This window comes from Ferrovibrio sp. (assembly GCF_036381655.1).
Taxonomy (GTDB): Bacteria; Pseudomonadota; Alphaproteobacteria; order Ferrovibrionales; family Ferrovibrionaceae; genus Ferrovibrio.
This window is the reverse complement of the sequence record NZ_DASVCJ010000065.1, coordinates 197,912-222,074: the sequence shown is the minus strand read 5'-3', so window position 1 is coordinate 222,074 and position 24,163 is coordinate 197,912. Positions and strand designations below refer to the sequence as shown.

Sequence of the window (24,163 nt, the reverse complement as noted above, 5' to 3'; positions counted from 1 at the left end):
CCAACCGGAGGAATCATGCCCTATATCGCCTGTGATGATGGCGTCCAGCTTCAATATCGCCTGGAAGGCCCGGACGACGCCCCTGTTCTGGTGATGTCGAATTCGCTTGGCACCACGCTTGATATGTGGGTGCCGCAGCTGCTGGCCTTGGTACGCCGCTTTCGGGTGTTGCGCTATGACGCGCGTGGCCATGGCGGCTCCGGAATATCGCCGTCCCCCTATCAGTTGGACCGGCTCGGCAAGGATGTCCTGACGCTCCTGGATGGGTTGGGGGTATCGCGGGCGCATTTCTGCGGTTTGTCGATGGGCGGCATGACCGGCATGTGGCTTGGCGTGCATGCGCCCGATCGCATCGACCGGCTCGCCCTTTGCAACACTGCCGCCAAGATCGGCACGCCGGGAATCTGGAATGACCGCATTGCTGCGGTGGAAAAGGGCGGCATCGCGACCATTCTGCCGGGCGTGATTCAGCGCTGGTTCACGGCGGACTTTGCGGCGCAGCATCCGGATGCCGTCAAGCCGATCGCCGACATGCTGCTGCAATGCCCGCCTGAAGGCTATATTGCCGCTTGCGGCGCCATCCGCGACATGGATCAGCGCAACGAAATCGCGGCCATCCGCAACCCGACCTTGGTGATCGCCGGCAGCCATGATCTTTCGACGCCGGCGAGCGACGGGCGCTTCATAGCCGAAAAGATCTCCGGCGCCCGCTATGTCGAACTCCCGTCCGCGCATCTATCAAATATCGAATGCGAGAAGGCCTTCACCGAAGCCCTGCTCGAATTTCTGACGGCCTGATACGGAGGGACGCAGATGGACGAGAAGCAGCGCTACGATGCCGGAATGCAGGTGCGGCGGGCGGTCCTGGGCGATGCCCATGTCGACCGCTCGATCAGCCGGCGTAACAGCTTCAACGAGGAATTCCAGACTCTGATCACCCGATATGCCTGGGGCGAGATCTGGACGCGACCGGGGCTTGATCGCAAGACACGCAGTTGCATGACGCTGTCGATGATGATCGCGCTGAACCGCCCCGACGAATTCAAGCTGCACGTGCGGGCCGCCTTCAATAACGGCCTGACGCAGGATGACATCAAGGAAGTCACCATGCAGGCAGCGATTTATTGTGGCGTCCCCGCCGGGAACAGTGCCGTCCACTGGGCGGAGGAGGTATTTGCCCAGATGGAGCAGAAACCCTAGGCGGGCATGAAAACGGCGCCAGATGGCGCCGTTCCCGATTGCGGATTTATCCGGCTTTCGCCTGACTTTGCCCTTGGCGCTGGCCGCCGGGGCGGCCGAAGCGGTGCTTGTTTGGCTTTCGGGCAGGCTTGTGTTGCGGTTGCCCCTGTTCAGCGCGATAGCCTTCCCGATGAGGGTTGCTGCCCTGCCGGTGATTGTGACCGTGGCCATGGCTGCGCTGCTGCTGCGGACGGGCCTCCTTCGGCTCGGCGGCCGTGGCGGCAGCCAGACCCGCATCGCCGCGCCGGTCGGTGGCCGGAAGGCGTTGACGCGTCAGTCTCTCGATATCGCGCAGATACGCCCGCTCATCCTGGGCGCATAGCGAGATTGCCTGGCCGGCGGCGCCGGCGCGCGCCGTGCGGCCGATCCGGTGCACATAGCTTTCCGGCACATTCGGCAGTTCGAAGTTGATCACATGGCTGACGCCCGAAACGTCGATGCCGCGGGCGGCGATATCGGTGGCGACCAGCACGCGGATGCGCCCGGATTTGAATTCGCTCAAGGCCCGTTCGCGCTGACTCTGCGACTTGTTGCCATGGATGGCGTTCGCGGGTACTCCGCCATTGGTCAGGTGGCGGGCGACACGGTCGGCGCCATGCTTGGTGCGGGTGAAAACCAATGCCCGTGTGATGGCCGGATCGGCCATGATCTCGGCCAGCATGGCACGCTTGCGTTCGGCCTCGACGAAAATCACCGTCTGCTCGATCCGCTCAGCGGTGGTTGCCACGGGCGTGACCTCCACCTTGATCGGGTCGCGCAGGAAGCCGGCTGCCAGTTGGGCGATATTCTGCGGCATGGTGGCTGAGAAGAACAGGCTCTGGCGCTGTCTCGGCAGGGCCTGAGAGATACGCTTGATCGCATGCACGAAACCGAGATCCAGCATCTGGTCGGCTTCGTCCAGTACGACGACGCTGACCTGGTCCAGCTTGAGCGTATTCTGCTGCAGGTGATCGATCAGACGGCCGGGCGTGGCCACCAGAATGTCGACGCCGCGTGCCAGGGTCTGCACCTGGGGATTCATGCCGACGCCGCCGAATACAGTGGCGATAGACGGCTTCGTCTCGCGGCCATAGGCGCGGAATTTCTCGGCGATCTGGCTGGCCAGTTCGCGCGTCGGGCTCAGTACCAGGGCGCGGCAGGTCTTGGGCGCCGGGCGGCGCTTTTCGGCCGCAAGGCGATGCAGGATCGGCAGGGCGAAGGCGGCGGTCTTGCCGGTGCCCGTCTGGGCGATGCCAAGCAGGTCGCGCCCGGCGATGACCGGCGGGATGGCCTGGGCCTGGATCGGCGTCGGTTGGGTATAGCGGCCTGCAGCCAGCGCATTGAGGAGCGGCTGGCATAGGCCAAGGTCGGAAAATGTCGTCAAAACGGAATCCTTCGAAGGCGCACGATGGCGCAGGCCTGCGGGCCTGAAGCGCAGCGATCGGGCGCGGGGTTTGATGAAACGCCCCGCGTGACCTGGGTCGTGATAGGAAATTCAAGGCGCCGGGCAGGACGAAATGGCGATTCGAGCCATTCGCTCACGCGGCCGCAGCGCAAGAGGCCGCCGAAGCAGCATGCGCTATATGAGGCTTTGGCCGGTCCGGGTCAAGAGAAATATCTGGATATGTTCAGAATCCGTAGAGTTCGGCAGGGTTGTCGACCAGGATTTTCTTGCGGTCAGCCTCCGATGGCGCCCAGTCGAGCAGCAGGTCCATCAGGGCGGCATCATCGGGATAGCCGAATTTCGCGGCCTGGGCATGAGGCCAGTTGCTGGCCCAGATCATCCGTTCCGGGGCTGCCTTCACCAGCGCCTTGGCAAGAACGCCGACATCCTCGTAATGCGGCTTGCCGCTTTTCGAGGTCTCGTAGACGGCGGCGAGCTTGACCCAGACGCGACCGGTTTCCACCAGCCGCAGCAGGCTCTGGAAGGACGCGTGCTCTACTGGGACCGGTTCGAGGAATTTGCCGATATGGTCGATCACCACATTGCAGGGCAGGCGTCTGAGCGTTTCTTCGTGCCGGGGCAGTTCGCGGCCATCGAGCTGCACCAGGACATGCCAGCCGAAGGGATGCACTCGCGCCGCCATCTGCTCCAGAACATCGAGGCCCAATGTGCCGCCAAGCAAGGCCATGATGCGCAGGCCACGGGCACCGGCCTTGGTCAGCCTCTCCAGCTCAGTATCGCTTGCACCGGGCTTCACCACCACGACCGCACGCGCATTCGCGCCAAGTTGCGCCGTCGCATCCAAAGTCAGGCGATTATCGTCGCCATAGGCGTTCGGCTGGACGACGACGACGCGCTCGATCCCGAGCCAAGCCATCACCTTGCGATAATCGGAAACGGAAGCATCCGGCGGCGTCGGTGTGCCGGGAACGGCTTCGTACCGGCTGTCGTAGAAATGGATATGCGTATCGCAAGTGCCGGCGGGAGCCTTCAGGCGGGGCGGCGGGCCGGTGAGCGTGCGCGTATACATGAAAATCCTCCCTCAATCGATGCGGTAGCGCCGCAGCGTTTCATCCACCGGTACGAAGCCGATGCCAGGGGCGCCCGGCAGCGCGATCTGACCAGCCTTCGGCAGGGGGATGTCCTGCCCCAGCCAGGCATCCGGTTTCACATAGAGGAACTCGAACAAACCGATCTGTTCGAGATGTGCCGCCAATTGCAGCGTCCCCCAATAGCCAGGCCCAAAATAGGGCGAATGCGGCATGACCGGCTTGCCGGCAATCCTGGCCAGGGCGGCGATCTTGAGGAATTCGCTGATGCCGCCGACCTTGGTCACGCTCGGTTGCGGATAGGCGACGGCCTCGATCAGGCGCTTGAACTCAACCGCCGTGCAGGCATTTTCGCCGGCCGAGAGCGATACGCCGAATTCGCCCAGATGCTTCAGCGCGTCGTAATCCTCCGGCGGGAAAATCGGCTCTTCGACCCAGAACAGATCGAGCGCCTTCAGGCGCGGCAAGACCGCTTCTGCTTCCGGCACCGACCAGTGACAGTTGACATCCGTGGTCAAACGAATGGTCTGTCCCACCGCGCTGCGGCCGGCGGCGATATTGTCGTAGGTGACCTCGTGCAGTTTCACATCCTGGTAGCCCTCCGCCACGGCCTGTGCGGCGACGGCCGCAATCGGCGGCGGTGCGCCGTAGCGGACCAGGCTGGCATAAGCGGGGACGGCTTCTCGCACCCGCCCGCCCAGGTAATCGGCAAGACTCTTTCCGGCCGCCTTCGCCGCGATATCCCAGAGCGCGATATCAAGACCGGACAACGCGAAAATCGTGATCCCATAGCGGCCCCAGATATGGAGATCCTTCTGCAATTGCAGGTTCAATGCCGGGATATCATCGATGCTGCGCCCAACCACCAGCGGCGCGATCATCTCGTTGACGGCCGCGGTAACGGAACGCGCGCAGCTATAGGCGAAGGCCTCGCCCCAGCCGACCAGGCCATCCTTGGTGGTCACGCGCACCAGCACCGTATCGAAATGAGTCCAGCCGCGTTCCTTGTGGCGCGGGCCGGAATAGAGATCGCTGAACGGAATTTTCAGCGGAATCGCCTCAATGCTCTGGATGCGCATGGCGTCCATCATTGCTTGCGCAGCTTGGCGAAATCGCCGTCGAATTCCTGGCTGCAGAACGGGCTGCCGCCCTGGAAATAATCTCCGATCTCGTCTTTCGGCAGTTTCTTCTGCGCCTCCAAGGCTTCGGCTGCGAAATCCTCCGCTTTGCCGCTCGGGCGATAACCGAGCTCGAGCGCCCGGGCATTGTCCCACCACGCCCGCTTATTGTCCGACATCCCGTAGACGGTTTCGTAGACCAGATCGGGTTTTTCGAGGCCGATCCGGATTAGCTGCACCAGGTCGTCCGGCTTCAGCCAGATCGCCAGGCGGCGCTCGTCGACAGGCTTGTCGCCGAAATTGCCGATGCGGATGCTGAGTACACCTATGCCATGCTTATGGGCATAGAGGGCGCCAAGACCCTCGCCGAACAGCTTGCTGACGCCGTAACGGGTGTCAGGTTTTGGCACGGCTTCAATGCCGATTTTACGATGCCGTGGGTGGAAGCCCATGACGTGGTTGGAGGAGGCGAAGACGATACGCTTGACGCCTTTGCGGTGCGCCGCCTCGAACAGGTTGTAGCAACCGATGATGTTGGCGCGCAGAATGGTTTCCCAGGGGCCCTCGACCGAGAAGCCGCCCAGGTGAACGATGCCGTCCATGCCCTCGCAGATCTTCTCGACGGCGGCCATGTCGGCCAGGTCGGCCGGCAGGAAGGTTTCGTCGTCGTGCAGATCGGAGGGCGCCTTGATGTCGCTGAGGATAAGATCGGGGTAAATCGGCTTGAGCAGGCTGCGTAACCGCGTTCCGACGCCGCCGCTGGCTCCAGTAAGCAGAACCCGTTTCATGCGCTGCCTCCTTGATTTGCGGCCCGGCGTTATTGCGGACCGAGTTTGTCGATTAAAGCCTTCAGCATGTCGTGCTCCTCATCCGTGCAGTCAACCAACGGCGCGCGAACCGGTCCGGCGTCATGGCCGACCAGGCGGACGCCGGCCTTGATGATACTGACGGCATAACCCGCTCGCCGGTTGCGGATCGCCGCATAGGGCATGAAGAATGTATCGAGTATCCGGGTCATGGTTGCGGTGTCGTCGCTGGCGACGGCGCGGCAGAATTCCATCGCGGTCTTTGGGATGAAATTGAAGACGGCGGAGGAATAGACCGGCACGCCCATCGCCTTATAGGGGGCGGCAAAGAATTCCGCCGTCGGCAGGCCGCCGAGATAAGCGAAGCGGTCGCCCATCTTGCGGCGGATCGAGACCATCAGTTCCAGATCGCCGACGCCGTCCTTGAAGCCGATCAGATTCGGACACTCGTCGGCCAGTTTTGCCAAGGCATTCGCTCCGAGCCGGCAGGCGCCGCGATTATAGACGATGACGCCGATCCTGACCGACCTGCAGACTGCCGCGACATGACGGCGGATGCCTTCCGGATCGGCTGCGACCAGATAGTGCGGCAGTAACAGCAATCCGGCGGCGCCCAGACGCTCCGCCTCCTGCGCATAGGCGATCGCCTGCCGCGTGCCATAGCCGGTGCCGGCAATGATCGGCACCTTGCCGCGGCAGGTTTCGACCGCGGTCTTGATCACGGCGCCGTATTCGTCTGGCGCCAGCGAAAAGAATTCGCCGGTGCCCCCGGCCGCGAACAGCGCGCTGGCACCGTAGGGCATCAGCCATTCCAGACGGCGGCGATAGCCTTTCGGCTCGAAATTACCGGCGGAATCGAAGTCGGTAACGGGAAAGGACAGCAAGCCGGCCGAAATTGCGGCCTTCAGGGCATTCGGTTCCATGGGTAGCCTCGATACGGAGTACGTTTAGGCGTTACCTGATTTGAGTGTCGCCGCGCTCGGATTGCTCCATAGCCCGGCGCAGGCGCTCACGGCTTTTCTCCAGATGCAGTCGCATGGTCGAACGCGCGGCGTCGGCGTCCTGGCACAGGATGGCCTGATAGATGTCTTCGTGCTCGCGATTGACCCGCCGCAGATATTCGGACCGGTCTTCCTGCAGGACCCGGAAGGTCTGCAGGCGCGCCCGCGGGATCAGCAGGGCGCCGAGATAATTGAAGAGATGCGTGAAATGCGGATTGTTCGCCGCCTCGGCGATGGTGCGATGAAATTCCAGGTCCGGCGCCACGGCATCTTCCGCATCCTCGATGGCGTTGGCCATTTGGCTGAGCGCGTCGCGCATCACCTCCAGATGCTTCGGAAGGCGCCGCCGCGCCGCCAGCGCCGCTGCCTCGGCCTCCAGGGCCGTGCGCAATTCGAGGACGTTGATGACCTCCTTGACCAGATCAAGGCTGGCTTCGTCGATCTTGAAGGGGCGTCGCGCGATATCGGCGGCGACGAAAGCGCCGACGCCTTGGCGGGTCACGACCAGGCCTTCGGCCCGCAACGCCGCCACGGCCTCCCGCACCACGGTGCGGCTGACGCCGGTGGCGGCCACCATTTCCTGTTCCGTTGGCAATTTCGAGCCGGGCTCTAATTTGCCGCTCAGGATGTCGTTGGATAGCCGTTCGACCAGCTCTGCCGTGAGGTTACGGGGAGCCGGGAGAGGGGCCATTGAAAAGGGCTTGTCTTTCACTTCGGACAAGATTACCGTCTGCTCATCAGGTCATCGTATGACATGATCATAGGGTCAACACCTGCCAGGGTCAACCATCAGGGTCCGATTGCCCTGGAAAGATACGAAAGGCCGGCAGACGGCCGGCGGGAGGAAACGCAATGAATAGACGTGAGGTGCTTCGCCTCAGCGGTGCCGGCCTAGTGGCGGGCACCATGGGCGTGACGCTGCTGAGCAGCCGCGCGGCGCTGGCTGCCGACTTCCGCTCGTCGGATACGCATCCGCCGGATTATCCGACGGTGAAGGCGGTCGAGGAGATGGGCCGCCTGATGAAGGAGCGTTCCGGCGGCAAGATGTCGCTGCAGGTTTTCCACTCCGCCCAGCTCGGCGAGGAGAAGGATACCATCGAGCAGACCAAGATCGGCGCTTTGCAGTTCAACCGCGTCAACATGGCGCCGTTCAACGGGATCGTCCCTGAATCCGGCATACCGGCTCTGCCCTTCGTCTTCCGCTCGACACAGCATATGCGCGCCGTGATGGACGGTAAGATCGGCGACGAAATTCTCGCCGCTTTCGAGCCGCATGGTTTCATCGGTCTGTGTTTCTACGACAGCGGCGCCCGCAGCTTCTACAACCGGCTGCGGCCGATCCACACGCCCGCCGACATGAAAGGCATGAAGATCCGTGTGATCCAGTCGGACATCTTCGTCGCCCTCGTGCAGGCGCTCGGCGCCAACGCCACGCCGATGCCTTATGGCGAGGTCTATACCGGCCTGAAAACTGGCGTGCTCGACGGTGCGGAGAATAACTGGCCGTCCTATGAATCCTCGCATCATTACGAGGTGGCGAAGCATTATTCGCTGGATCAGCATTCGCTGTCGCCGGAGATCTTCGTAATGTCGAAGGTCGCCTGGGACAAGCTGAGTTCCAAGGAGAAGGAAATCGTCAAATCCTCCGCCAAGGATTCTGTCCCGTATATGCGCAAGCTATGGGACGAGCGCGAGGCCAAGTCGCAGGCCATCATTCGCGGCGCCGGCTGCGAAATCGTCGAAAAGATCGACAAAAAGCCGTTCCAGGAAGCGATGAAGCCTGTCTATGACCGCTTCGTCACCAGCGACAAGGCGAAGGCGCTGGTCAAGCGGATCCAGGACGTGGCCGACGCCTGATGTGTAAGGGCCGGCGGCGAACAGCCGCCGGCCCATTGTTCGGGTGGCATCGATGTTCAATCGCTATACCTATCTCTGTCGCCGCATCGGGGACATCCTGCTCGCCACGAGTGCCTTGTTGCTGCTGGCGATGACCATGATGGTCGGCTGGCAGGTCTGGGGCCGCTATGTGCTGAACGAAACGCCGATTGCGGCCGAGCCGCTGTCGCTGATCTTCATGCTTTATCTCTGCCTGTTCGGCGCCGCTGTCGGCGTACGCGAGGGTTTCCATATGGGAGTGCAGGTCGTCCTGCAGCTTCTGTCGGATCGCGGTCGCCGCTGGGCCGAAACTTTCAGCCTGCTGGCGGTAGGCTGCTTTGCGTTCGGCATGGTCTGGTACGGCGGCCGGCTGGCCATGGCCACGGCCGAACATGTCATGCCGCAAGTCGAGCTGTCGGAAGGGGTTTTCTACCTCGCCCTGCCATTCTCCGGCGCCGCCATCCTTCTGTTCATCATCGAGCGCCTGTTCGCCCTGCATATGAATCTTGCAGTGGACAAGGACGTCTATAGGGATCACGCCTCCTGATGTCGGTTCTTCTTCTCTTCGGCACGATGATCGCGCTGCTGGCACTTGGTGTGCCTGTCGCATTCTCCATGGGCCTGGCCGCCTTCGCGACCATCATCTACGACGGCCTGCCGGCCGAGGTGGTTTTCCAGCGGCTGTCCTCTGGCATGAACATCTATTCTCTGCTGGCGATACCTTTTTTCATCTATGCCGGCGAGTTGATGCTTTATGGCGGTATCGCCGAGCGGCTGGTCAATTTCGCCATGACGCTGGTCGGCCGCTTCCGCGGCGGCTTGGCGCAAGTGAACATCCTGTCATCGACCCTGTTCGGTGGCATTTCGGGCTCGGCGGTGGCGGACGCATCTGCCTTGGGCTCGATCCTGATTCCGTCGATGTCCAAGCGCGGGTACGATACGCATTATGCGGTCAACGTCAGCACCAGCGCGGCGCTGATCGGCATCATGATTCCGCCCAGCCACAACATGATCATCTATTCGCTGGCGGCTGGCGGCGGCATCTCGATCATCGCGCTCTTCACGGCCGGCATCCTGCCCGGGCTATTGATGTCGGGACTGCTGATGCTGGTGGCCGGGATCTTGGCGGTCCGGCGCAACTACCCGCGCGAGGCTTTCCCAGGTTGGGCAGCTGTCGGCATTTCTTTCTTGGCGGCGATACCTGGTCTCGGGCTTGCCGTCATCATTCTGGTCGGCGTCCGCATGGGCGTATTCACCGTAACCGAGTCGGCGGCCATAGGCGCCTTATATGCCCTGATCATCACCGCTTTCGTCTATCGCAGTCTCAGCCTGAAGGACCTCAAGCGTGCCACGATGAATGCGGTGCGCACCACGGCGATGGTCATGCTGGTGATCGGCACCGGCAATTCGATCGGCTGGCTTCTCGCATTGCATCAGTTGCCGATGCATGCCATCGAACTGCTGGGACATTTCAGCAAGGAACCCTGGGCAGTCCTGCTCATCATCAATGTCATTCTGCTCGCACTGGGATGCGTGATGGACATGGCGCCGCTGATCCTGATCTGCACGCCGATTTTCCTGCCGGTGGCCAAGGCCATGGGCATGGATCCGGTGCATTTCGGCATGGTGCTGATGATCAATCTCGGGCTTGGATTGCTGACGCCTCCGGTCGGCGCCGTCATGTTCGTCGGCTGTGCGATCGGGCAGATCACGATCGAGGAGTCGATGAAAAGCGTGTTGCCGTTCTATCTGGCATTGCTCATCGCCCTGATCATCGTTACCTATGTGCCGGGTTTCTCCCTCTGGCTGCCGCATTTGCTGCGCGTTTAGACGATCGAGGGGCGGCAATCGAGTGCTTGGGCTCGGATTGATGTTGGGCTAGGCTGCCGCAGAAAGGTGACCCATGTCCGACAATCTTCTGCCCGAGACGATCGACCTCGTCATCCAGCCGCGCCTGCGCGATCTGGGTGACGGCTTCACGGTGCGCCGCATCCTCCCTTATGCGCGTCGACGCCATGTCGGACCTTTCGTTTTCCTCGATCATATGGGGCCGGTGCGGTTCGAGGCGGGCCGGGGTCTCGACGTACGTCCGCATCCGCATATCGGCCTCGCTACCGTGACTTATCTGTTCGAAGGCGAGATCATGCATCGCGACAGTCTCGGCATCGTGCAGCCGATCCGGCCAGGCGATGTCAACTGGATGGTTGCCGGCAGAGGGATCGCCCATTCCGAGCGCACGCCGGATCATTTGCGTCCGCAAGGTGGACCGCTGCATGGCGTTCAGGCTTGGATTGCACTGCCGAAGGCCTGGGAAGAGACTGAGCCCGCCTTTCAGCATGTCGGCGGTGGCGTCCTGCCGGCGATCGAAAAGGACGGCGCCCGTCTGCGCCTGATCGCCGGCGCCGCTTTCGGGATGACGTCGCCGGTGCGTAGCTTCGCGCCGACATTCTATCTGGATGCCGCGCTCGATCCGGGCGGCGTTTTGCCTTTGCCCGAAGAATACGGGGAGCGGGCCATCTATATTGTCGATGGTTCGATCGCCGTCGATGGCGAGCTATACGAGAGTGGTTCGCTCGTTGTCTTCAAACCCGATGTCCGGCCCGATGTCGCGGCGCATTCCGCCGCGCGGCTGATGCTGCTGGGCGGCGCGCCGCTCGATGTGGAGCGGCATATCTGGTGGAACTTCGTTTCCAGCTCGCCTGAGCGGATCGAGCAGGCCAAGCGCGATTGGCGGGAAGGCCGCTTCGCGGCTGTGCCGGGAGATGACGAATTCATCCCGCTGCCGCCCTGATCATCCTGAAAGGCCGCGACGGCGCAAGCCAGGAGGGTGCGCTAAGCCTTCTCGACCCAGACGTCTCCATGCTTGACATAGCGCCGTTTCACTGCCGCCCAGGCAATGCGGTGCGCGGCTTCCTCCTGACGCGGATCGCCGGCATGGTCCGTCCAAGCATGATTGAAGGCGGCGCGGAAAATATCCTGTGCGTGCTGCGGCAGGTGATTGCGGATCGCGTCGGGCAGATCGCTGTTGGAACGGTACGGCATGTCGGATCAGCGTAGGAAAGGCTCGACGCTTTCGAAGATGGCTTGAGGGGTAGCCTTCATCATGTCCTTGTCGAGTTCCCCGGCGATGACTTGCTGTGCCGAGGCGCAGATATCCTGCCGCAGCGCGCCCAGCATCTTGGGCGGGGTGGAGATCACCAGCCGTTTGAATTGGTTCCTGCGGAAGGCATCATTGACCTGCCGGGCCACGGCCTTGGCGAAACGCAGTTTGGCCAGTTCAACGGGATCGTGATGCGGTTCCATCATAGAACGGCTGGCTTCGGTGCTGGAAAAGGCGCGGCCAGGCTTGTCGCTTTTGAGGTCGCGGGCATTGCCGTGCATTTCCTCGGTTTCCAGCGCAAGGTCGGCGACCTCTTGCAACGGTCCCTGCCGGTCCAGGCATTCCCGGAAACGGGCGCGCCAAACATCGGCTGTGACGACCCAGGTTACGGGAAATTTCCGCGTTGGCATGGGAATTTCTCCTGTTTATGCCGGTCGATAGCATGCTCGCAGATTGCCACGACAAGCGGCTGGGTGACTTGATATAGGTCAATGTCGCTGCCGACCCGAACCGTAATGTCAATCCGGCATAAGGGGGCGAGCAATGCGCGCAATGGTTTTGCATGCAGCCGGGCAGCCTCTGGTCATGACAGCGATGCCGGATCTACCACCCGGCCCGCAACAGGTCGCTGTTAAGGTGAGCACCTGCGGCGTCTGTCGCACTGATCTCCATGTCGTGGATGGTGATTTGCAGAACGCCAGAACGCGCTATTTTTTACTTCCGCTGTGCGCGGGCGAACATGCGCTCGGTCTTTTCATTCGCCGCCATGGCATCTGCCGCCGATTTTGCAGCCGCGTCAGCGGCGGCAGAGGCCCTGGCCTCCGCGGCTTGGGCGGCGGTAGCTGCCATTTGGGCCGAAGAGGCGGCTTTGCTGGCCTCGGCCTTGGCATCATTCGCCGTCAGGCGGACCTGTTCGAGCAGAGCCCGGTCGTCGGGGTTGAGTTGCTGGGTGCAGCCGGCAACGACCAGCAGAGCCGGAACGGCCAGCGCAGCGATCAGACGAGGGAATCTTGTCATCTTGAGACTCCTTCCATGCGGTAAACGGCCTTGTTAGACTGCGGCTGGAATCCATTCCGGCATCGCAGTCGCAGGCAGCGAAGCACGGAAGCCCGTCTCCAGAATTGATGCACATCGAGAAGCCGTGTGCATGCCCGTCGGGGGAGGGCCGGAACCTTTTTGAAAGTGGCGGTGTCTCACATCGCTGCGGGAGGACGAACCATATGACGATGTTGAAACATGCCGATCTTATACGTCGCCAGGCCTATATCGATGGCGCCTGGATCAGCGCCGATAGCGGCAAGACCTTTGCCGTCACCAATCCGGCCGATGGCAGCCTGATCGCCGAGGTGCCGGACATGGGCGTGGCTGAAACCCGCCGCGCTATCGCCGCCGCGGAAGCCGCCTGGCCTGCCTGGGCGGCGCTGACAGCCAAGCAGCGGGCCGGCATCTTGCGCAAATGGTACGAGTTGATCCTGCAGAACCAGGACGATCTCGGCGCGCTGATGACGCTGGAACAGGGCAAGCCGCTGGCCGAGGCGAAAGGCGAGGTGATCTATGGCGCCAGCTTCGTCGAATGGTTCGCCGAGGAAGGCCGCCGCATCTATGGCGATGTCATCCCCAGCCATGCGTCGGACAAACGAATCATCGTCCTGAAGCAGCCGGTTGGCGTGGTTGCCGCAATCACCCCCTGGAATTTTCCGGTCGCCATGATCACCCGCAAGGTGGCGCCGGCCCTTGCTGCCGGTTGTCCGGTGGTGGTCAAGCCGGCGGAGGACACGCCGCTCTGCGCGCTGGCACTGGCCAAACTCGCCGAAGACGCCGGTATGTCGAAGGGCGTGTTCAACGTGGTGACCAGCATGCAGGCGCCGGCAGTCGGCCTCGAACTGACCACCAACCCGACGGTTCGCAAGGTCTCGTTCACCGGCTCGACCGAGGTGGGCAAGATTCTGATGCGCCAGAGCGCCGATACGCTGAAGAAGCTGTCGCTCGAACTCGGCGGCAACGCGCCCTTCATCGTCTTCGACGATGCCGATCTCGACGCCGCCGTCACCGGCGCGATGATCTCGAAATACCGCAATACCGGCCAGACCTGCGTCTGCGCCAATCGCCTGCTGGTGCATGACAAGGTCTACGACGCATTCGCTGCCAAGCTGGTGGACGCGACGAAGAAGCTCAAGACCGGCCCCGGCCTGACCGAGGGCGTTACGCAGGGGCCGCTGATCAACAAGGACGCCCTGGACAAGGTCGAGCGGCTGGTGGCCGATGCCAAGGCGAAGGGCGCCAAGGTGCTGCTCGGCGGCGCGCGGCACGAACTGGGCGGCACCTTCTATCAGCCCAGCGTGATCACCGAGGCGACGCCGGACATGGCCTGCGCGCAGGAGGAGATATTCGGCCCGGTCGCCGTGCTGTTCCGCTTCAAGGACGAAGCGGAAGCCATCAAGCTGGCCAACGACACGCCCTACGGCTTGGCCGCTTACTTCTACAGCCGCGATATCGGCCGGGTCTGGCGCGTGGCCGAGAAGCTGCATTACGGCATTGTCGGCATCAACGAAGGCCTGATCTCCACGGCGGAAGCGCCGTTTGGCGGCATGAAGGAATCCGGCATGGGGCGCGAAGGCTCCAAATACGGCATCGACAGCTTTGTCGAGATAAAATATCTCTGCCTCGGCGGCGTGTAGGCCAAGGCTGGGTATGCGCCCATACCTTCAAGGCATTGGAGGGCCGTGCGGCCACTCTCTATAGTTGGAGCCAGGCCAGCGGCGCACAAGACGCGGCGGCCCTCCCCAAGCCTTGAGAGGTTTCCATGGTCGAGCATTGCGATTTCGTCATCATCGGCGGCGGCATAGCCGGCGCCGGCGCCGGTTATGCGCTGGCACGCGAGGGCAAGCGCGTCATCCTGCTCGAGCGCGAGAGCCAGCCCGGCTATCACACCACCGGGCGCTCGGCGGCGCTATTTGCCGAAACCTATGGCAACGCGCCGATCCGTGCTCTGACCGTGGCGAGCCGGAGCTTTTTGATGAACCCGCCTGCCGGTTTCAGCGAGGTGCCGATCCTCACGCCGCGCGGCGCATTGCATATCGGCGCTGCCGAGAAGGCCGGGAAGCTGGATACCGCATACGACGATATGCGCAAGCTGGTCGGTTCGCTGCGCCGCCTTACGCCGGCCGAGGTGCTGGAGCGTATGCCGGTGCTGCGGGCGGAAGCTGTCACTGGCGGCGGCATCGCCGAGCCGGATGCCATGGATATCGAAGTGCATGCACTGCATCGCGGTTTCCTGCGCGGCATGACGGCAGCGGGCGGACGGATCGTCACCGAGGCCGAGGTGACGGGACTTGCGCGCAACGGTGCCGTCTGGCAGGTCGAGACCAGCCAGGGCAGCTTCGCGGCGCCCGTCGTTGTCAACGCCGCCGGCGCCTGGGCGGACAGGATTGCCGCCTTGGCGGGCGTTGCGCAGATCGGCCTGATGCCGAAGCGGCGCACGGCCCTGACTTTCGATCCCCCGCAAGGCATGTCGGTGCAGGACTGGCCAATGGTGATCGACGCCGACGAGGCCTACTACTTCAAGCCCGATGCCGGCCGCATCCTGCTGTCGCCCTGCGACGAGACCGACAGCGAGCCCTGCGATGCCCAGCCGGATGAAATGGACATCGCCATTGCTGTGGATCGTCTGGAGACGGTGAGCACGCTGCAGGTGCGAAGGCTGGCGGCGAAATGGGCCGGGTTGCGCTCATTCGTGGCCGACCGCACCATTGTCTGCGGCTTCGATCCGGGGGCGCCGGGCTTCTTCTGGCTGGCGGCCCAGGGCGGCTATGGGATTCAGACCTCGGCGGCCATGAGCCGGGTCGCTGGCGCTCTTGCGCTGGGCCGCGCTTTGCCCAACGATATTGCCGATCTCGGCGTGACCGAGCAGGACCTCAGCCCCACCCGCCTGCGAACATGATGCCGCAATGAACGCTCCTTTTGCCGCGACCAAGCCCAGGATCGGCCATAGCGCATGTCCGCATGACTGCCCGTCGACCTGTGCGCTGGAGATCGAGCTTCTGCCGTCCGGTCAGATCGGCCGGGTGCGCGGCGCCGAGGAGAATAGCTATACCGCCGGCGTGATCTGCGCCAAGGTCGCCCGCTATGCCGAGCGGGCGAACCACAAGGATCGCCTGCTGTATCCGCTGAAGCGGACCGGGCCGAAGGGTTCGGGCCAGTTCGAGCGCATCTCCTGGGACGAGGCGCTGGATCGCGTGGCCGAAGCCTTTCGGAAAGCGGAAGCCAGATTTGGCAGCGAAACCGTCTGGCCGTATTTCTATGCCGGTACCATGGGGCTGGTGCAGCGCGACGGAATCAATCGGCTGCGGCACGTCAAGCGCTATTCCGGGCAGCATTCGACGATCTGCGTCACGCTCGCCCGCGCCGGCGCCATCGCCGGCACCGGCAGCCTGCGTGGCCCCGACCCGCGCGAGATGGCGAAAAGCGATTGCGTCGTGATCTGGGGCACCAATGCCGTGCATACGCAGGTCAACGTGATGACCCATGCAATCCGCGCCCGCAAGGAACGCGGCGCCAAGATCGTGGTGGTCGATCCTTACCGCAATGCGACCGCCGAACAGGCAGACATGCATCTGATGCTGCGGCCGGGAACCGACGGCGCCTTGGCCTGCGCGGTAATGCATGTCCTGTTCCGCGACGGCTTCGCCGACCGTGAGTACATGGCGCGCTATACCGACGTGCCGGACGAGCTGGAACGGCATCTGCAAAGCCGCGGTCCGGCCTGGGCTGCGGCGATCACCGGCCTGAGCGAAGACGAGATCGTTGCCTTCGCGCATCTGCTAGGCGAGCGCAAGCGGCATTACATCCGTCTGGGCTATGGTTTTGCGCGCAGCCGCAACGGCGCGGTCAATATGCATGCGGCAAGCTGCATCGCCTCGGTCACCGGCGCCTGGCAATACGAAGGCGGCGGCTCGTTCCATAACAACGGCGCGATTTTCCGCTGGGACAAGACATTGATCGAGGGTTTCGATGCCGTCGATCCGAAAATCCGCACGCTGGACCAGTCGCAGATCGGGCCGATCCTCTGCGGCGAACCGGATGCCCTGCGCCATGGTCCGCCGGTGACGGCCCTACTGATCCAGAACACCAACCCGATCGAGGTCGCGCCGGACTCGAACAAGGTGGCGCGCGGCTTCGCCCGCGACGACCTTTTCGTCTGCGTGCAGGAGCAGTTCATGACGCCGACGGCGCAAGTGGCCGATATCGTTCTGCCGGCCACCATGTTCACCGAGCATGACGACATCTATCAGGCCGGAGGTCAGCAGCATATCCTGCTCGGGCCGAAGCTGGTCGAGCCGCCGGGCGAGGCGCGCGAGAATCATTTCGTCATCTGTGAATTGGCAAAACGGCTCGGCGCCGAGCATCCGGGTTTCGACATGTCGGCCATCGAGATCGTCGAGGCGACCCTGAAGGCTTCCGGCTGGCCCGATGTGGCGACCCTGCGCGAACGGCGTTGGCACGATTGCCAGCCGGACTTCCGCAGCAGTCATTATCTCGACGGCTTCGCCTGGCCGGATGGCAAATTCCGCTTCGCGCCGGATTGGGCGCAGATGGGTCCGAATCCCGAGGGCATGCCGCGCCTCCCGGACCACTGGACCAGCATCGAGGAAGCCACCGACGAGCATCCGTTCCGGCTGGTGACGGCGCCGTCGCGCAATTTCCTCAACACCACTTTCACCGAAACGCCGACCTCACTGCAACGCGAGGCGCGGCCGACAGCCTTCATCCATCCGGCCGACGCCGCCGAACTCGGCCTTGCCGATGGCGCTCCCGTGCGGCTGGGCAACCGGCGCGGCACCGTGAAACTGCATGCGAAACTGTTCGATGGCGTGCAGCGGGGCGTGGTCATCGTCGAGAGCATCTGGCCGCATAAGGCTTTCGAGGAAGGCATTGGCATCAATGCGCTGACTGGCGCCGATCCCGGCCAGCCCAATGGCGGCGCGGCATTCCACGACAATGCCATCTGGGTCCGCGCCGCGTAAGCGGCGCGGCGGTCCGGCCGCGCGGCATAACCAGGCATCCGCGGAAAATCCCTTCTGATGTTGCGTTTCGGCATCATGCGATGCCCCTGCTGATTATCCGTGACGTAATCGCTTTCCATCCCGGCTATGCGCAAGCTGATCCCGCAAGCCACATATGGAGGACGACATGAGCAACTACGATGCCCTGGTGGACCGTTACATTGCCATCTGGAACGAGGCCGATGCCGCCCAGCGCCGCCGCCTGATCGCCGAAACCTGGAGCGAGGATGCCCGCTATGTCGATCCGATGATGCGGGGCGAGGGGCACGACGGCATCGATGCCCTGGTGCGGGGCGTGCAGGCGAAGTTCCCCGGTCTGCGCTTCAGCCGCAAGGGGCAGGCGGAGATGGTGGAGGGCTGCCTGCGTTTTTCCTGGCTGCTCGGGCCGGAGGACGGTGAGGCCCTGGCCGGCGGCACGGATTTCGCCTCCGTGGTCGATGGACGCCTGCGGAGCGTGACCGGCTTCATCGATTTCGCGCCGGCCATGGCGGCGTGAATAGGCTCAGCGCCGGCCGCGGCCTTCGAGCAGCGGCCGGCGACCGACAAGGGCGCGGGCAACGAAATCGGTAAAGGCGCGGATGCGCGCACTGCGCCGCAGATCCTCGTGCGTCAGCAGCCAGAGTGCCGTCTGCATGCCGGCCTGCGGCGCGCCGAAACGTAGCAGCCCCGGCGTGCTATCCCCCAGATAGCAGGGCAGGGCGGTCAGGCCGATGCCGGCCACCGCCAGGTCGCGCAGGGTAACGAAGGAATCGGCGAAGGCCGCTGCGGTCACGTCGGGCAGGGTCTGGCGCAGCCAGCGCGCGATGGTGGTCGGCCGGATCGCCACATCGGCTTCGCGCCGCGTGAGGCTGAACATGGCATTCGACACCGCCGCCTCGATCTGGATGCCGGGATGGGCGGCGCGGAACTCGGCCAGGATCTTCGGCAGAACCGACGCCATCAGCGTATCGGTGGTGGTCAGCCGGATGCTGCCGGACAGGCGCAGATCCTGGCCGGCAAGGCGGCGTTCCAGCGCTGTCACCGTCTCGTCGATGCCGCGCGCCGCCTTCACCCATTCTTCGCCGCCGGCGGTCAGCATATAGCCGCCCGGCTGGCGTTCGAACAGCCGCAGGCCGAGCCGCTCTTCCGCAGCGGCAATGCGGCGCAGCACCGTGGTATGGTTGACGCCGAGCCGCCTGGCGCCGCCGGCCAGCGATCCGGCCGTGGCGACGGCCAGCACGATGCGCAGATCGTCCCAGGCGATGCGGCCGAGTGGATCGCGGGCCTGGGGCTGCCGTTCTCCCCTGTGCGTTTTTGCAGTCATAATCTGCAATATAGAACATTTATTTGCGAAGTGGCACAGCCTATCTGAGCGGCGAATGTCAGCCGCGCAGAAAGGATGCCGCCATGGCCGATGCCGCCAAGCCGATAACGCCGATCCGGCTCTACACCTACCAGACCCCCAACGGCCACAAGGCCTCGATCATGCTCGAGGAAACCGGCTTGCCCTATGAGGTCCATCTCGTCGATATCGAAGCCGGCGCACAGCATCAGCCCGATTTCCTCAGCCTCAATCCGAACAACAAGATTCCGGTGATCGTCGATCCTGACCGCGATCGAACGGTTTTCGAATCCGGTGCCATCCTGATCTATCTCGCCAATCGCGCCGGCCGCTTCGTGCAGCAGGACGAAGCTCTGCGGACGCTCACCCTGCAATGGATCCTGTTCCAGGCGGCTCATGTCGGCCCCACTCTGGGCCAGCTCTGGAACTACAAGATATTCGTCGAGCCGAAGCTGCCGCCGGTGATCGAGCGTTTCGAGCGCGAGACCCGCCGCGTGCTGAAGGTGCTGGATGGCCAATTGCGGCAGCGGCCCTTTTTGGTGGCGGAATACGGTCTGGCCGACATCATGACCTGGCCCTGGATTCATGCCGCGCAGGAGAAGATCGGCGTCGCTATCGCGGATTATCCCGCGCTTGTGCGCTGGTATCGCGAGATTGCCGCGCGTCCCGCCGTCCAGCGCGGCCTGGCCGTGCCGGTGATGCGCGAGGAGGCAGCCTGACATGTCGAACGGCTTGGCCTGGCTGCTGCTGGTATTATCGGGCGCGACGGACGTGCTTTGGGCGATTGCCACCAAGCAGTCGGAAGGCTATGCGCGGCCAGGCTGGGCGCTCCTGTCGCTGCTTTCGCTGGCCGGATTCGTTGCTTTGCTCAGTCAGGCGCTGAAGGTGCTGCCGCTGGGGACGGCCTACGCCGTCTGGACCGGTATCGGCGCCGTCGGCTCGGTCCTCGCGGGGCTTCTCCTGTTCGGCGAGACGGTCTCGCTAGCGAAGGCAATCGCATTGCTTGCCGTGATCGGTGGTGTGATCGGATTGAAGCTGCTGCCGGCCTGAAGCGCCGGCGGCGGCCTATCCCTTCCGCGTCTTCAGCAGATCGACGACATCGTCGAAGATATAGGCGCCGGTGGCGATCACCGAGGGATGGCGTTTGCCGCCAGTGTCATAGGTCAGCGGCTCGCCCTCGGCGGTGGCGACGCGGCCGCCGGCCTCGCGCACCAGCAGGTCGGCGGCAACGACGTCCCAGTCGCTCTTCTCGGTCAGGCTGATGGCGGCGTCGAATTTGCCGGCGGCGACCAGAGCCATGCGATAGGCAATGGAGTTGCGATAGGCGAAATCGGCCTTGGCGGTGCGCGCCATCCAGCCATGCCGCTCGAAGGTGCGCCGGCTGGCCAGGAAACGGGCCTCCATCAGGCTGGCATGGCCCGAGGCATGGATCGACTTGCCGTTCAGCCGGGCGCCGCCGCCGGCGACCGCGTCGTAGAATTCATCCGTCGCTGGATTGAAGATCGCCGCCAGTACCGGCTGATGCTGGCGCAGCAGGGCGACGCAGATGGTGAATTCCGGCTTGGCGTCGATGAAGGCGCGGGTGCCGTCGATCGGATCGACCACCCAGAGGTCGTCCGCATGGCCTGGCTTTTGGCCGCTCTCCTCGCTCAGCCAGCCGTAATCCGGCCGCGCCTCAATCAGCCGCTCGCGCAGCATGGTATCGACCGCGAGATCGGCTTCCGAGACCGGATCGTTCGGCTTTTTGTTCCAGGTCTTCAGGCCGCTGCCGAAATAGCGCATCGCCACCGCCCCGGCCTCCCGGACGGTGGATAGCAGCAATTCCTGATCCTGATGCAGCGAGACGGCCATGGCATTGCCTTCAGCGGCCGGCTATGGTCATGCCGTCGACGCGGACGGTCGGCGCATCGGTGCCGAAGCGGAATTCCAGATCGTTGGCCGGCGTCAGGTGCAGGAACATCTCCTTGAGATTGCCGGCGATGGTGATCTCCGAAACCGGCTCGGCAAGTTCCCCGTCCCGGATCAGGAAGCCAGCGGCGCCGCGGCTGTAATCGCCGGTCACCCCGTTGACGCCCATGCCGATCAGTTCGGTGACATAGAGCCCTTGCCTGACATCGGCCATCAATTCCTTGGGCGATTGCCGTCCCGGCGCAAGATAGACATTGGTAGGGGCCGGCGAGGGTGGCGAGGCGGTGCCGCGGGCGGCGTGGCCGGTGCTGGTCATGCCAAGCTGGCGCGCCGTCGCGCAATCCATCAGCCAGGTGGTCAGGCGGCCATCTTCGATCAGCGAGCGCGTCTGCCGCGCCACGCCCTCCATGTCGAACCAGCGCGAGCGGAAGCCGCGCTTGCGCAGCGGATCGTCGATGATGCTGACGCCGGGTGCGAAAACGACCTGCCCCAGCTTGTCCTTCAGGAAAGACGTGCCGCGGGCGACCGCACTGCCATTGATGGCGCTGGCGAAATGCCCGACCAGGCTGGTGGCGACGCGCGGGTCGAAAACGACCGGCATCGCCGCGCTTTCCAGCTTGCGCGGATTGAGGCGGCGCACGGCGCGCTCCCCGGCCTTGCGGCCGACGCTTTCCGGCTTGGGCAGATCGTCGAAATGCGTCTTCGCCTCGTAATCCCAATCGCGCTCCATCGCCGTGTCCTTGCCGGCGATGGCCGAGGCCGACAGGCTATGCGATCCGCTCCAGCTCGCGCCGCTGAAACCGAGGCTGTTGGCATAGACGACGAGGCCGAAGGAGCGGCTGGCACCGCCGCCTTCGGAATTGGTGACGCCCGCCACGGCCAGCGCGGCGGCCTCGGTTTCCCTGGCGCGCTCGAGCAGTTGCGGCATTTCCAGTTCGACGCCGTCGAAAAGGTCGAGTTCGGCCGCTTCGGTCGCCAATTGCGCCGGATCCGGCAATCCGCAGAATTTATCCTCCGGCGCCACCCGCGCCATGCTGATGGCACGCTCGACCAGCTCGTGCAGGGCGGCCGGAGCGAAATCGGTGGTGGAAACGCAGGCCTGGCGCCGGCCCAGCAGCACGCGCAGGCCGAGATCGCGCGCTTCGGAGGATTCGACATCCTCCGGTTTTCCCATCCTGACGCCGGCGCTCAGCGAGCGGGCTTCGTGGTACACCGCGTCGGCGGCTTCCGCGCCTGCCTTGGTCGCGGCGGCGATCAGGTCGGCAATAAGGGTTTGCGCGTCGGCGGCGCGCGTGCGGGGATCGGCCATCGGGGGAACCTGGTCAGGCGTGGCGTTTGCTCATCGTTCAGGACATAGAGCGAAATCAGCCCCGGGGCAAGCAATCGCCGGCCGTCGCACTGGGGCCGGGGGGCGAGCCTGCCGGGCGTTTTCAGCGCTGTTTATGCGTACGCAGATATTCCGCCAGGGCGACGGCCTGGTTGTGCTTTTCGTCGTGGGCGCTGTAAAGCAGCGTCACCGGGCCTTTGGCGGCGACGGCGCGCAACTGCGCGATCGCCTCCTTGTTGGCGGCAAGTTCGGCGTGATAGCGGCGGCGGAATTCGTTCCAGCGCGCCGGATCGTGCCCGAACCATTTCCGCAGCGCGGTGCTCGGCGCGATCTCCTTCAGCCAAAGCGTGAGCGCGGCTTTCTCCTTGCTGACGCCGCGTGGCCAGACGCGGTCCACCAGAATCCGCGCGCCGTCGCTGGCGGCCGGCGGTTCGTAGATGCGCTTGATGGCGAGCCGCATGATGTCACCCCCAGACGTGGCTAGTGGATGGTCGGCGCCGCTTCCGGTGCGCCGCTGTCGCTGGCAAAGGGCGCGGCGCGTTGCTGAATCCAGATTACCATGTGATCGCGCAGGCCGCGGATCGCCTGCGGCTGCAGCGCCACCAGATCGCGCAGGCAGGTCAGGTCGCCGCGGGTCTCTTCCGCCAGCTTGTCGACGAAAGCCTGGCTGACGCAGATCGGCGTGCCGAGGGCGCGGGTCATCTGCTCCAGGCGGTGGGCGACATTGACGGTTTCGCCGATCAGCGCATATTCGACGCGGCTTTCATCGCCGATATTGCCGAGCGTCAGCGGTCCGTAATGCAGGCCGATCGCCAGGGTCAGCGGCGATTGCCGCAACAGCTTGCGCTGCTGGTTGAGCGCCTCGATCTCGCGCAGCATGCAGCGGGCAGAAAGCAGGGCGGCGGAGGCGTCGCGCGGGCCCGGCTCCGGCGTGCCGAACGAGGCCATGATGCCGTCGCCGAGATACTTGTCCAGCGTGCCGCGATGCTCGGCCACGGCACGCGCCAGGCGCTGATGCACGTCGCGCAGCAGCGCCACCGTCTGCTGCGGCGAGAGATCGTCAGCCAGTTGGGTGAAGGAGACGAGGTCGGCGAACAGCACGACGGCCTCGAGCTGCTTGACCTGACCCAACGGGTCGTCCATCTGCGCCAGCGTCTCGGCGATATGCGGCGAGAAATGGCGCGACAGATTGCGCCGCGCCCGTTCGGCCTCGAGCTGGCGGGCGATCAGGTGGCGCGAGCGCAGCACGCCGACGGTGAGGATCATGCCGATTAGGCCGATCAGCACCAGCCGCGGGATGAACTCGCCGACGCGTACATTCCAGGGATCGAGCAGATAGGCGAGGCGCTCCGGCGTGGTGATATCGATCAGATTGTCGGTGAAGCTGTGGAAGGTCACGCCCGGCTGGGAGACGACGTAGAGGGTGCCGGCGGCCCAGGCCAGCACGGCGGCCAGGGTGGAAAACAGCATCACCCGCGCCGACTGGCCGAGGCCGGCCAGCACGACGAACAGCACGAGATCGAGCACGGTGTCGAAGCCGAGATGCATCGGCGGCGGCAGCGGATTGGGGTCGAGCGGATTGGGCAGCACGATGCCGGCGACCAGGATGCCCATATCGACCAGCGGGAAGGCCCAGTCCATCCAGGGCTGCTTGAGCGCCGGCCTGCGCACCACGAGCTGCACATAGCCGGACGCGGCCAGCGCGGCGATATAGCCGTAATAATTCAGCACCAGCGGCCAATGCAGCTCGATGGTCAACAGCACGGCGATGACCAGGCAGGCAATCAGGCGCAGGCCGATGCTCAGGCGCAGCGCTTCGTATTCTTCCTGGCGCAGCGCAGCGGAGAGAGGGGCGTCGGCTTCGCCCGGCATGCATTGCCGGCCTTCGCCGCAGACCAGATCGTGAAGACGGTGCCAAATCGTCATTGCCAACC

General features: G+C 64.1%; 26 protein-coding genes. 12 read left to right on the top strand and 14 right to left on the bottom strand.

Annotated features, from left to right (window positions below; translation table 11 throughout):
* Positions 1 to 15 precede the first annotated feature (15 nt).
* Positions 16 to 798, top strand: coding sequence for a 3-oxoadipate enol-lactonase (pcaD, locus tag VF194_RS14895; RefSeq protein ID WP_330891966.1), 783 nt, complete (start codon positions 16 to 18; stop codon positions 796 to 798).
* 15 nt (positions 799 to 813) lie between these two features.
* Positions 814 to 1,200, top strand: a complete 387-nt coding sequence (pcaC, locus tag VF194_RS14890; RefSeq protein ID WP_330891965.1) for a 4-carboxymuconolactone decarboxylase — start codon at positions 814 to 816, stop codon at positions 1,198 to 1,200.
* A gap of 46 nt (positions 1,201 to 1,246) precedes the next feature.
* Here pcaC and VF194_RS14885 read toward each other — a convergent pair whose 3' ends face one another.
* The 6 genes from VF194_RS14885 to VF194_RS14860 form a co-directional block, all read right to left on the bottom strand.
* Entirely contained in the window at positions 1,247 to 2,602 is a 1,356-nt protein-coding gene (locus VF194_RS14885) for a DEAD/DEAH box helicase (protein WP_330891964.1), read from the bottom strand.
* Positions 2,603 to 2,846: 244 nt separating this feature from the next.
* Positions 2,847 to 3,692 (bottom strand): amidohydrolase family protein, encoded by an 846-nt coding sequence (locus VF194_RS14880; RefSeq protein ID WP_330891963.1) that lies wholly within the window; start codon positions 3,690 to 3,692, stop codon positions 2,847 to 2,849.
* Positions 3,693 to 3,704: 12 nt separating this feature from the next.
* On the bottom strand, positions 3,705 to 4,790 hold the full coding sequence (locus tag VF194_RS14875) for a mandelate racemase/muconate lactonizing enzyme family protein (protein WP_330891962.1): 1,086 nt from the start codon (positions 4,788 to 4,790) through the stop codon (positions 3,705 to 3,707).
* A gap of 8 nt (positions 4,791 to 4,798) precedes the next feature.
* Positions 4,799 to 5,617, bottom strand: coding sequence for an NAD(P)-dependent oxidoreductase (locus VF194_RS14870; RefSeq protein WP_330891961.1), 819 nt, complete (start codon positions 5,615 to 5,617; stop codon positions 4,799 to 4,801).
* Positions 5,618 to 5,646: 29 nt separating this feature from the next.
* The gene (gene kdgD, locus VF194_RS14865) at positions 5,647 to 6,558 is read right to left on the bottom strand and encodes a 5-dehydro-4-deoxyglucarate dehydratase (protein ID WP_330891960.1); all 912 of its coding nucleotides are present in this window, start codon (positions 6,556 to 6,558) and stop codon (positions 5,647 to 5,649) included.
* A gap of 31 nt (positions 6,559 to 6,589) precedes the next feature.
* Positions 6,590 to 7,327 carry a FadR/GntR family transcriptional regulator gene (locus VF194_RS14860; RefSeq protein ID WP_330891959.1) on the bottom strand — a complete coding sequence of 246 codons (738 nt, stop codon included), beginning with the start codon at positions 7,325 to 7,327 and terminating at the stop codon, positions 6,590 to 6,592.
* Positions 7,328 to 7,488: 161 nt separating this feature from the next.
* Between VF194_RS14860 and VF194_RS14855 the strand changes: the two genes are divergently transcribed.
* The 4 genes from VF194_RS14855 to VF194_RS14840 all read left to right on the top strand — a co-directional run bounded on the left by VF194_RS14855 (position 7,489) and on the right by VF194_RS14840 (position 11,302).
* Positions 7,489 to 8,493 carry a TRAP transporter substrate-binding protein gene (locus VF194_RS14855; RefSeq protein ID WP_330891958.1) on the top strand — a complete coding sequence of 335 codons (1,005 nt, stop codon included), beginning with the start codon at positions 7,489 to 7,491 and terminating at the stop codon, positions 8,491 to 8,493.
* Between the two features lie 52 nt (positions 8,494 to 8,545).
* Positions 8,546 to 9,058, top strand: coding sequence for a TRAP transporter small permease (locus tag VF194_RS14850; protein WP_330891957.1), 513 nt, complete (start codon positions 8,546 to 8,548; stop codon positions 9,056 to 9,058).
* Complete coding sequence (locus tag VF194_RS14845) at positions 9,058 to 10,341, top strand: TRAP transporter large permease (protein ID WP_330891956.1); 1,284 nt, start codon at positions 9,058 to 9,060, stop codon at positions 10,339 to 10,341. The genes VF194_RS14850 and VF194_RS14845 overlap by 1 nt, the downstream gene beginning before the upstream one ends.
* A 73-nt stretch (positions 10,342 to 10,414) precedes the next feature.
* Positions 10,415 to 11,302 (top strand): pirin family protein, encoded by an 888-nt coding sequence (locus tag VF194_RS14840; protein ID WP_330891955.1) that lies wholly within the window; start codon positions 10,415 to 10,417, stop codon positions 11,300 to 11,302.
* Between the two features lie 41 nt (positions 11,303 to 11,343).
* Here the strand turns inward: VF194_RS14840 and VF194_RS14835 are convergent, their stop codons facing one another.
* The 3 genes from VF194_RS14835 to VF194_RS14820 form a co-directional block, all read right to left on the bottom strand.
* Positions 11,344 to 11,553, bottom strand: a complete 210-nt coding sequence (locus VF194_RS14835) for a ChaB family protein (protein WP_330891954.1) — start codon at positions 11,551 to 11,553, stop codon at positions 11,344 to 11,346.
* Positions 11,554 to 11,559: 6 nt separating this feature from the next.
* On the bottom strand, positions 11,560 to 12,021 hold the full coding sequence (locus tag VF194_RS14830; RefSeq protein WP_330891953.1) for a host attachment protein: 462 nt from the start codon (positions 12,019 to 12,021) through the stop codon (positions 11,560 to 11,562).
* Between the two features lie 304 nt (positions 12,022 to 12,325).
* Complete coding sequence (locus VF194_RS14820; RefSeq protein ID WP_330891952.1) at positions 12,326 to 12,628, bottom strand: alanine-zipper protein; 303 nt, start codon at positions 12,626 to 12,628, stop codon at positions 12,326 to 12,328.
* A gap of 209 nt (positions 12,629 to 12,837) precedes the next feature.
* Here VF194_RS14820 and VF194_RS14815 point away from each other — a divergent pair, with 209 nt between their 5' ends.
* The 4 genes from VF194_RS14815 to VF194_RS14800 all read left to right on the top strand — a co-directional run bounded on the left by VF194_RS14815 (position 12,838) and on the right by VF194_RS14800 (position 18,169).
* The gene (locus VF194_RS14815; protein WP_330891988.1) at positions 12,838 to 14,289 is read left to right on the top strand and encodes an NAD-dependent succinate-semialdehyde dehydrogenase; all 1,452 of its coding nucleotides are present in this window, start codon (positions 12,838 to 12,840) and stop codon (positions 14,287 to 14,289) included.
* A 125-nt stretch (positions 14,290 to 14,414) separates the two neighbouring features.
* Positions 14,415 to 15,551 carry an FAD-binding oxidoreductase gene (locus VF194_RS14810; protein WP_330891951.1) on the top strand — a complete coding sequence of 379 codons (1,137 nt, stop codon included), beginning with the start codon at positions 14,415 to 14,417 and terminating at the stop codon, positions 15,549 to 15,551.
* Between the two features lie 7 nt (positions 15,552 to 15,558).
* On the top strand, positions 15,559 to 17,634 hold the full coding sequence (locus tag VF194_RS14805) for a molybdopterin oxidoreductase family protein (RefSeq protein ID WP_330891950.1): 2,076 nt from the start codon (positions 15,559 to 15,561) through the stop codon (positions 17,632 to 17,634).
* Positions 17,635 to 17,800: 166 nt separating this feature from the next.
* Positions 17,801 to 18,169 carry a nuclear transport factor 2 family protein gene (locus tag VF194_RS14800; protein WP_330891949.1) on the top strand — a complete coding sequence of 123 codons (369 nt, stop codon included), beginning with the start codon at positions 17,801 to 17,803 and terminating at the stop codon, positions 18,167 to 18,169.
* A gap of 6 nt (positions 18,170 to 18,175) precedes the next feature.
* Here the strand turns inward: VF194_RS14800 and VF194_RS14795 are convergent, their stop codons facing one another.
* Complete coding sequence (locus VF194_RS14795) at positions 18,176 to 18,976, bottom strand: LysR family transcriptional regulator (RefSeq protein WP_330891948.1); 801 nt, start codon at positions 18,974 to 18,976, stop codon at positions 18,176 to 18,178.
* Between the two features lie 83 nt (positions 18,977 to 19,059).
* Here VF194_RS14795 and VF194_RS14790 point away from each other — a divergent pair, with 83 nt between their 5' ends.
* Together VF194_RS14790 and VF194_RS14785 are read left to right on the top strand one after the other, a co-directional pair.
* Positions 19,060 to 19,713, top strand: a complete 654-nt coding sequence (locus VF194_RS14790; RefSeq protein WP_330891947.1) for a glutathione S-transferase family protein — start codon at positions 19,060 to 19,062, stop codon at positions 19,711 to 19,713.
* 1 nt (position 19,714) lies between these two features.
* Positions 19,715 to 20,044: a multidrug efflux SMR transporter gene (locus tag VF194_RS14785; RefSeq protein WP_330891946.1), complete on the top strand. Its 330-nt coding sequence runs from the start codon at positions 19,715 to 19,717 to the stop codon at positions 20,042 to 20,044.
* A gap of 15 nt (positions 20,045 to 20,059) precedes the next feature.
* Here the strand turns inward: VF194_RS14785 and VF194_RS14780 are convergent, their stop codons facing one another.
* From VF194_RS14780 to VF194_RS14765, 4 genes are all read right to left on the bottom strand, one after another.
* Positions 20,060 to 20,845 carry a 3'(2'),5'-bisphosphate nucleotidase CysQ gene (locus VF194_RS14780; protein WP_330891945.1) on the bottom strand — a complete coding sequence of 262 codons (786 nt, stop codon included), beginning with the start codon at positions 20,843 to 20,845 and terminating at the stop codon, positions 20,060 to 20,062.
* A 10-nt stretch (positions 20,846 to 20,855) separates the two neighbouring features.
* Positions 20,856 to 22,211: a TldD/PmbA family protein gene (locus VF194_RS14775; protein ID WP_330891944.1), complete on the bottom strand. Its 1,356-nt coding sequence runs from the start codon at positions 22,209 to 22,211 to the stop codon at positions 20,856 to 20,858.
* Positions 22,212 to 22,332: 121 nt separating this feature from the next.
* A complete protein-coding gene (locus tag VF194_RS14770) occupies positions 22,333 to 22,689 on the bottom strand; it encodes a DUF488 domain-containing protein (RefSeq protein WP_330891943.1) in 357 nt (118 codons plus the stop codon).
* Positions 22,690 to 22,709: 20 nt separating this feature from the next.
* Positions 22,710 to 24,155 (bottom strand): adenylate/guanylate cyclase domain-containing protein, encoded by a 1,446-nt coding sequence (locus VF194_RS14765; RefSeq protein ID WP_330891942.1) that lies wholly within the window; start codon positions 24,153 to 24,155, stop codon positions 22,710 to 22,712.
* Positions 24,156 to 24,163: the final 8 nt, after the last annotated feature.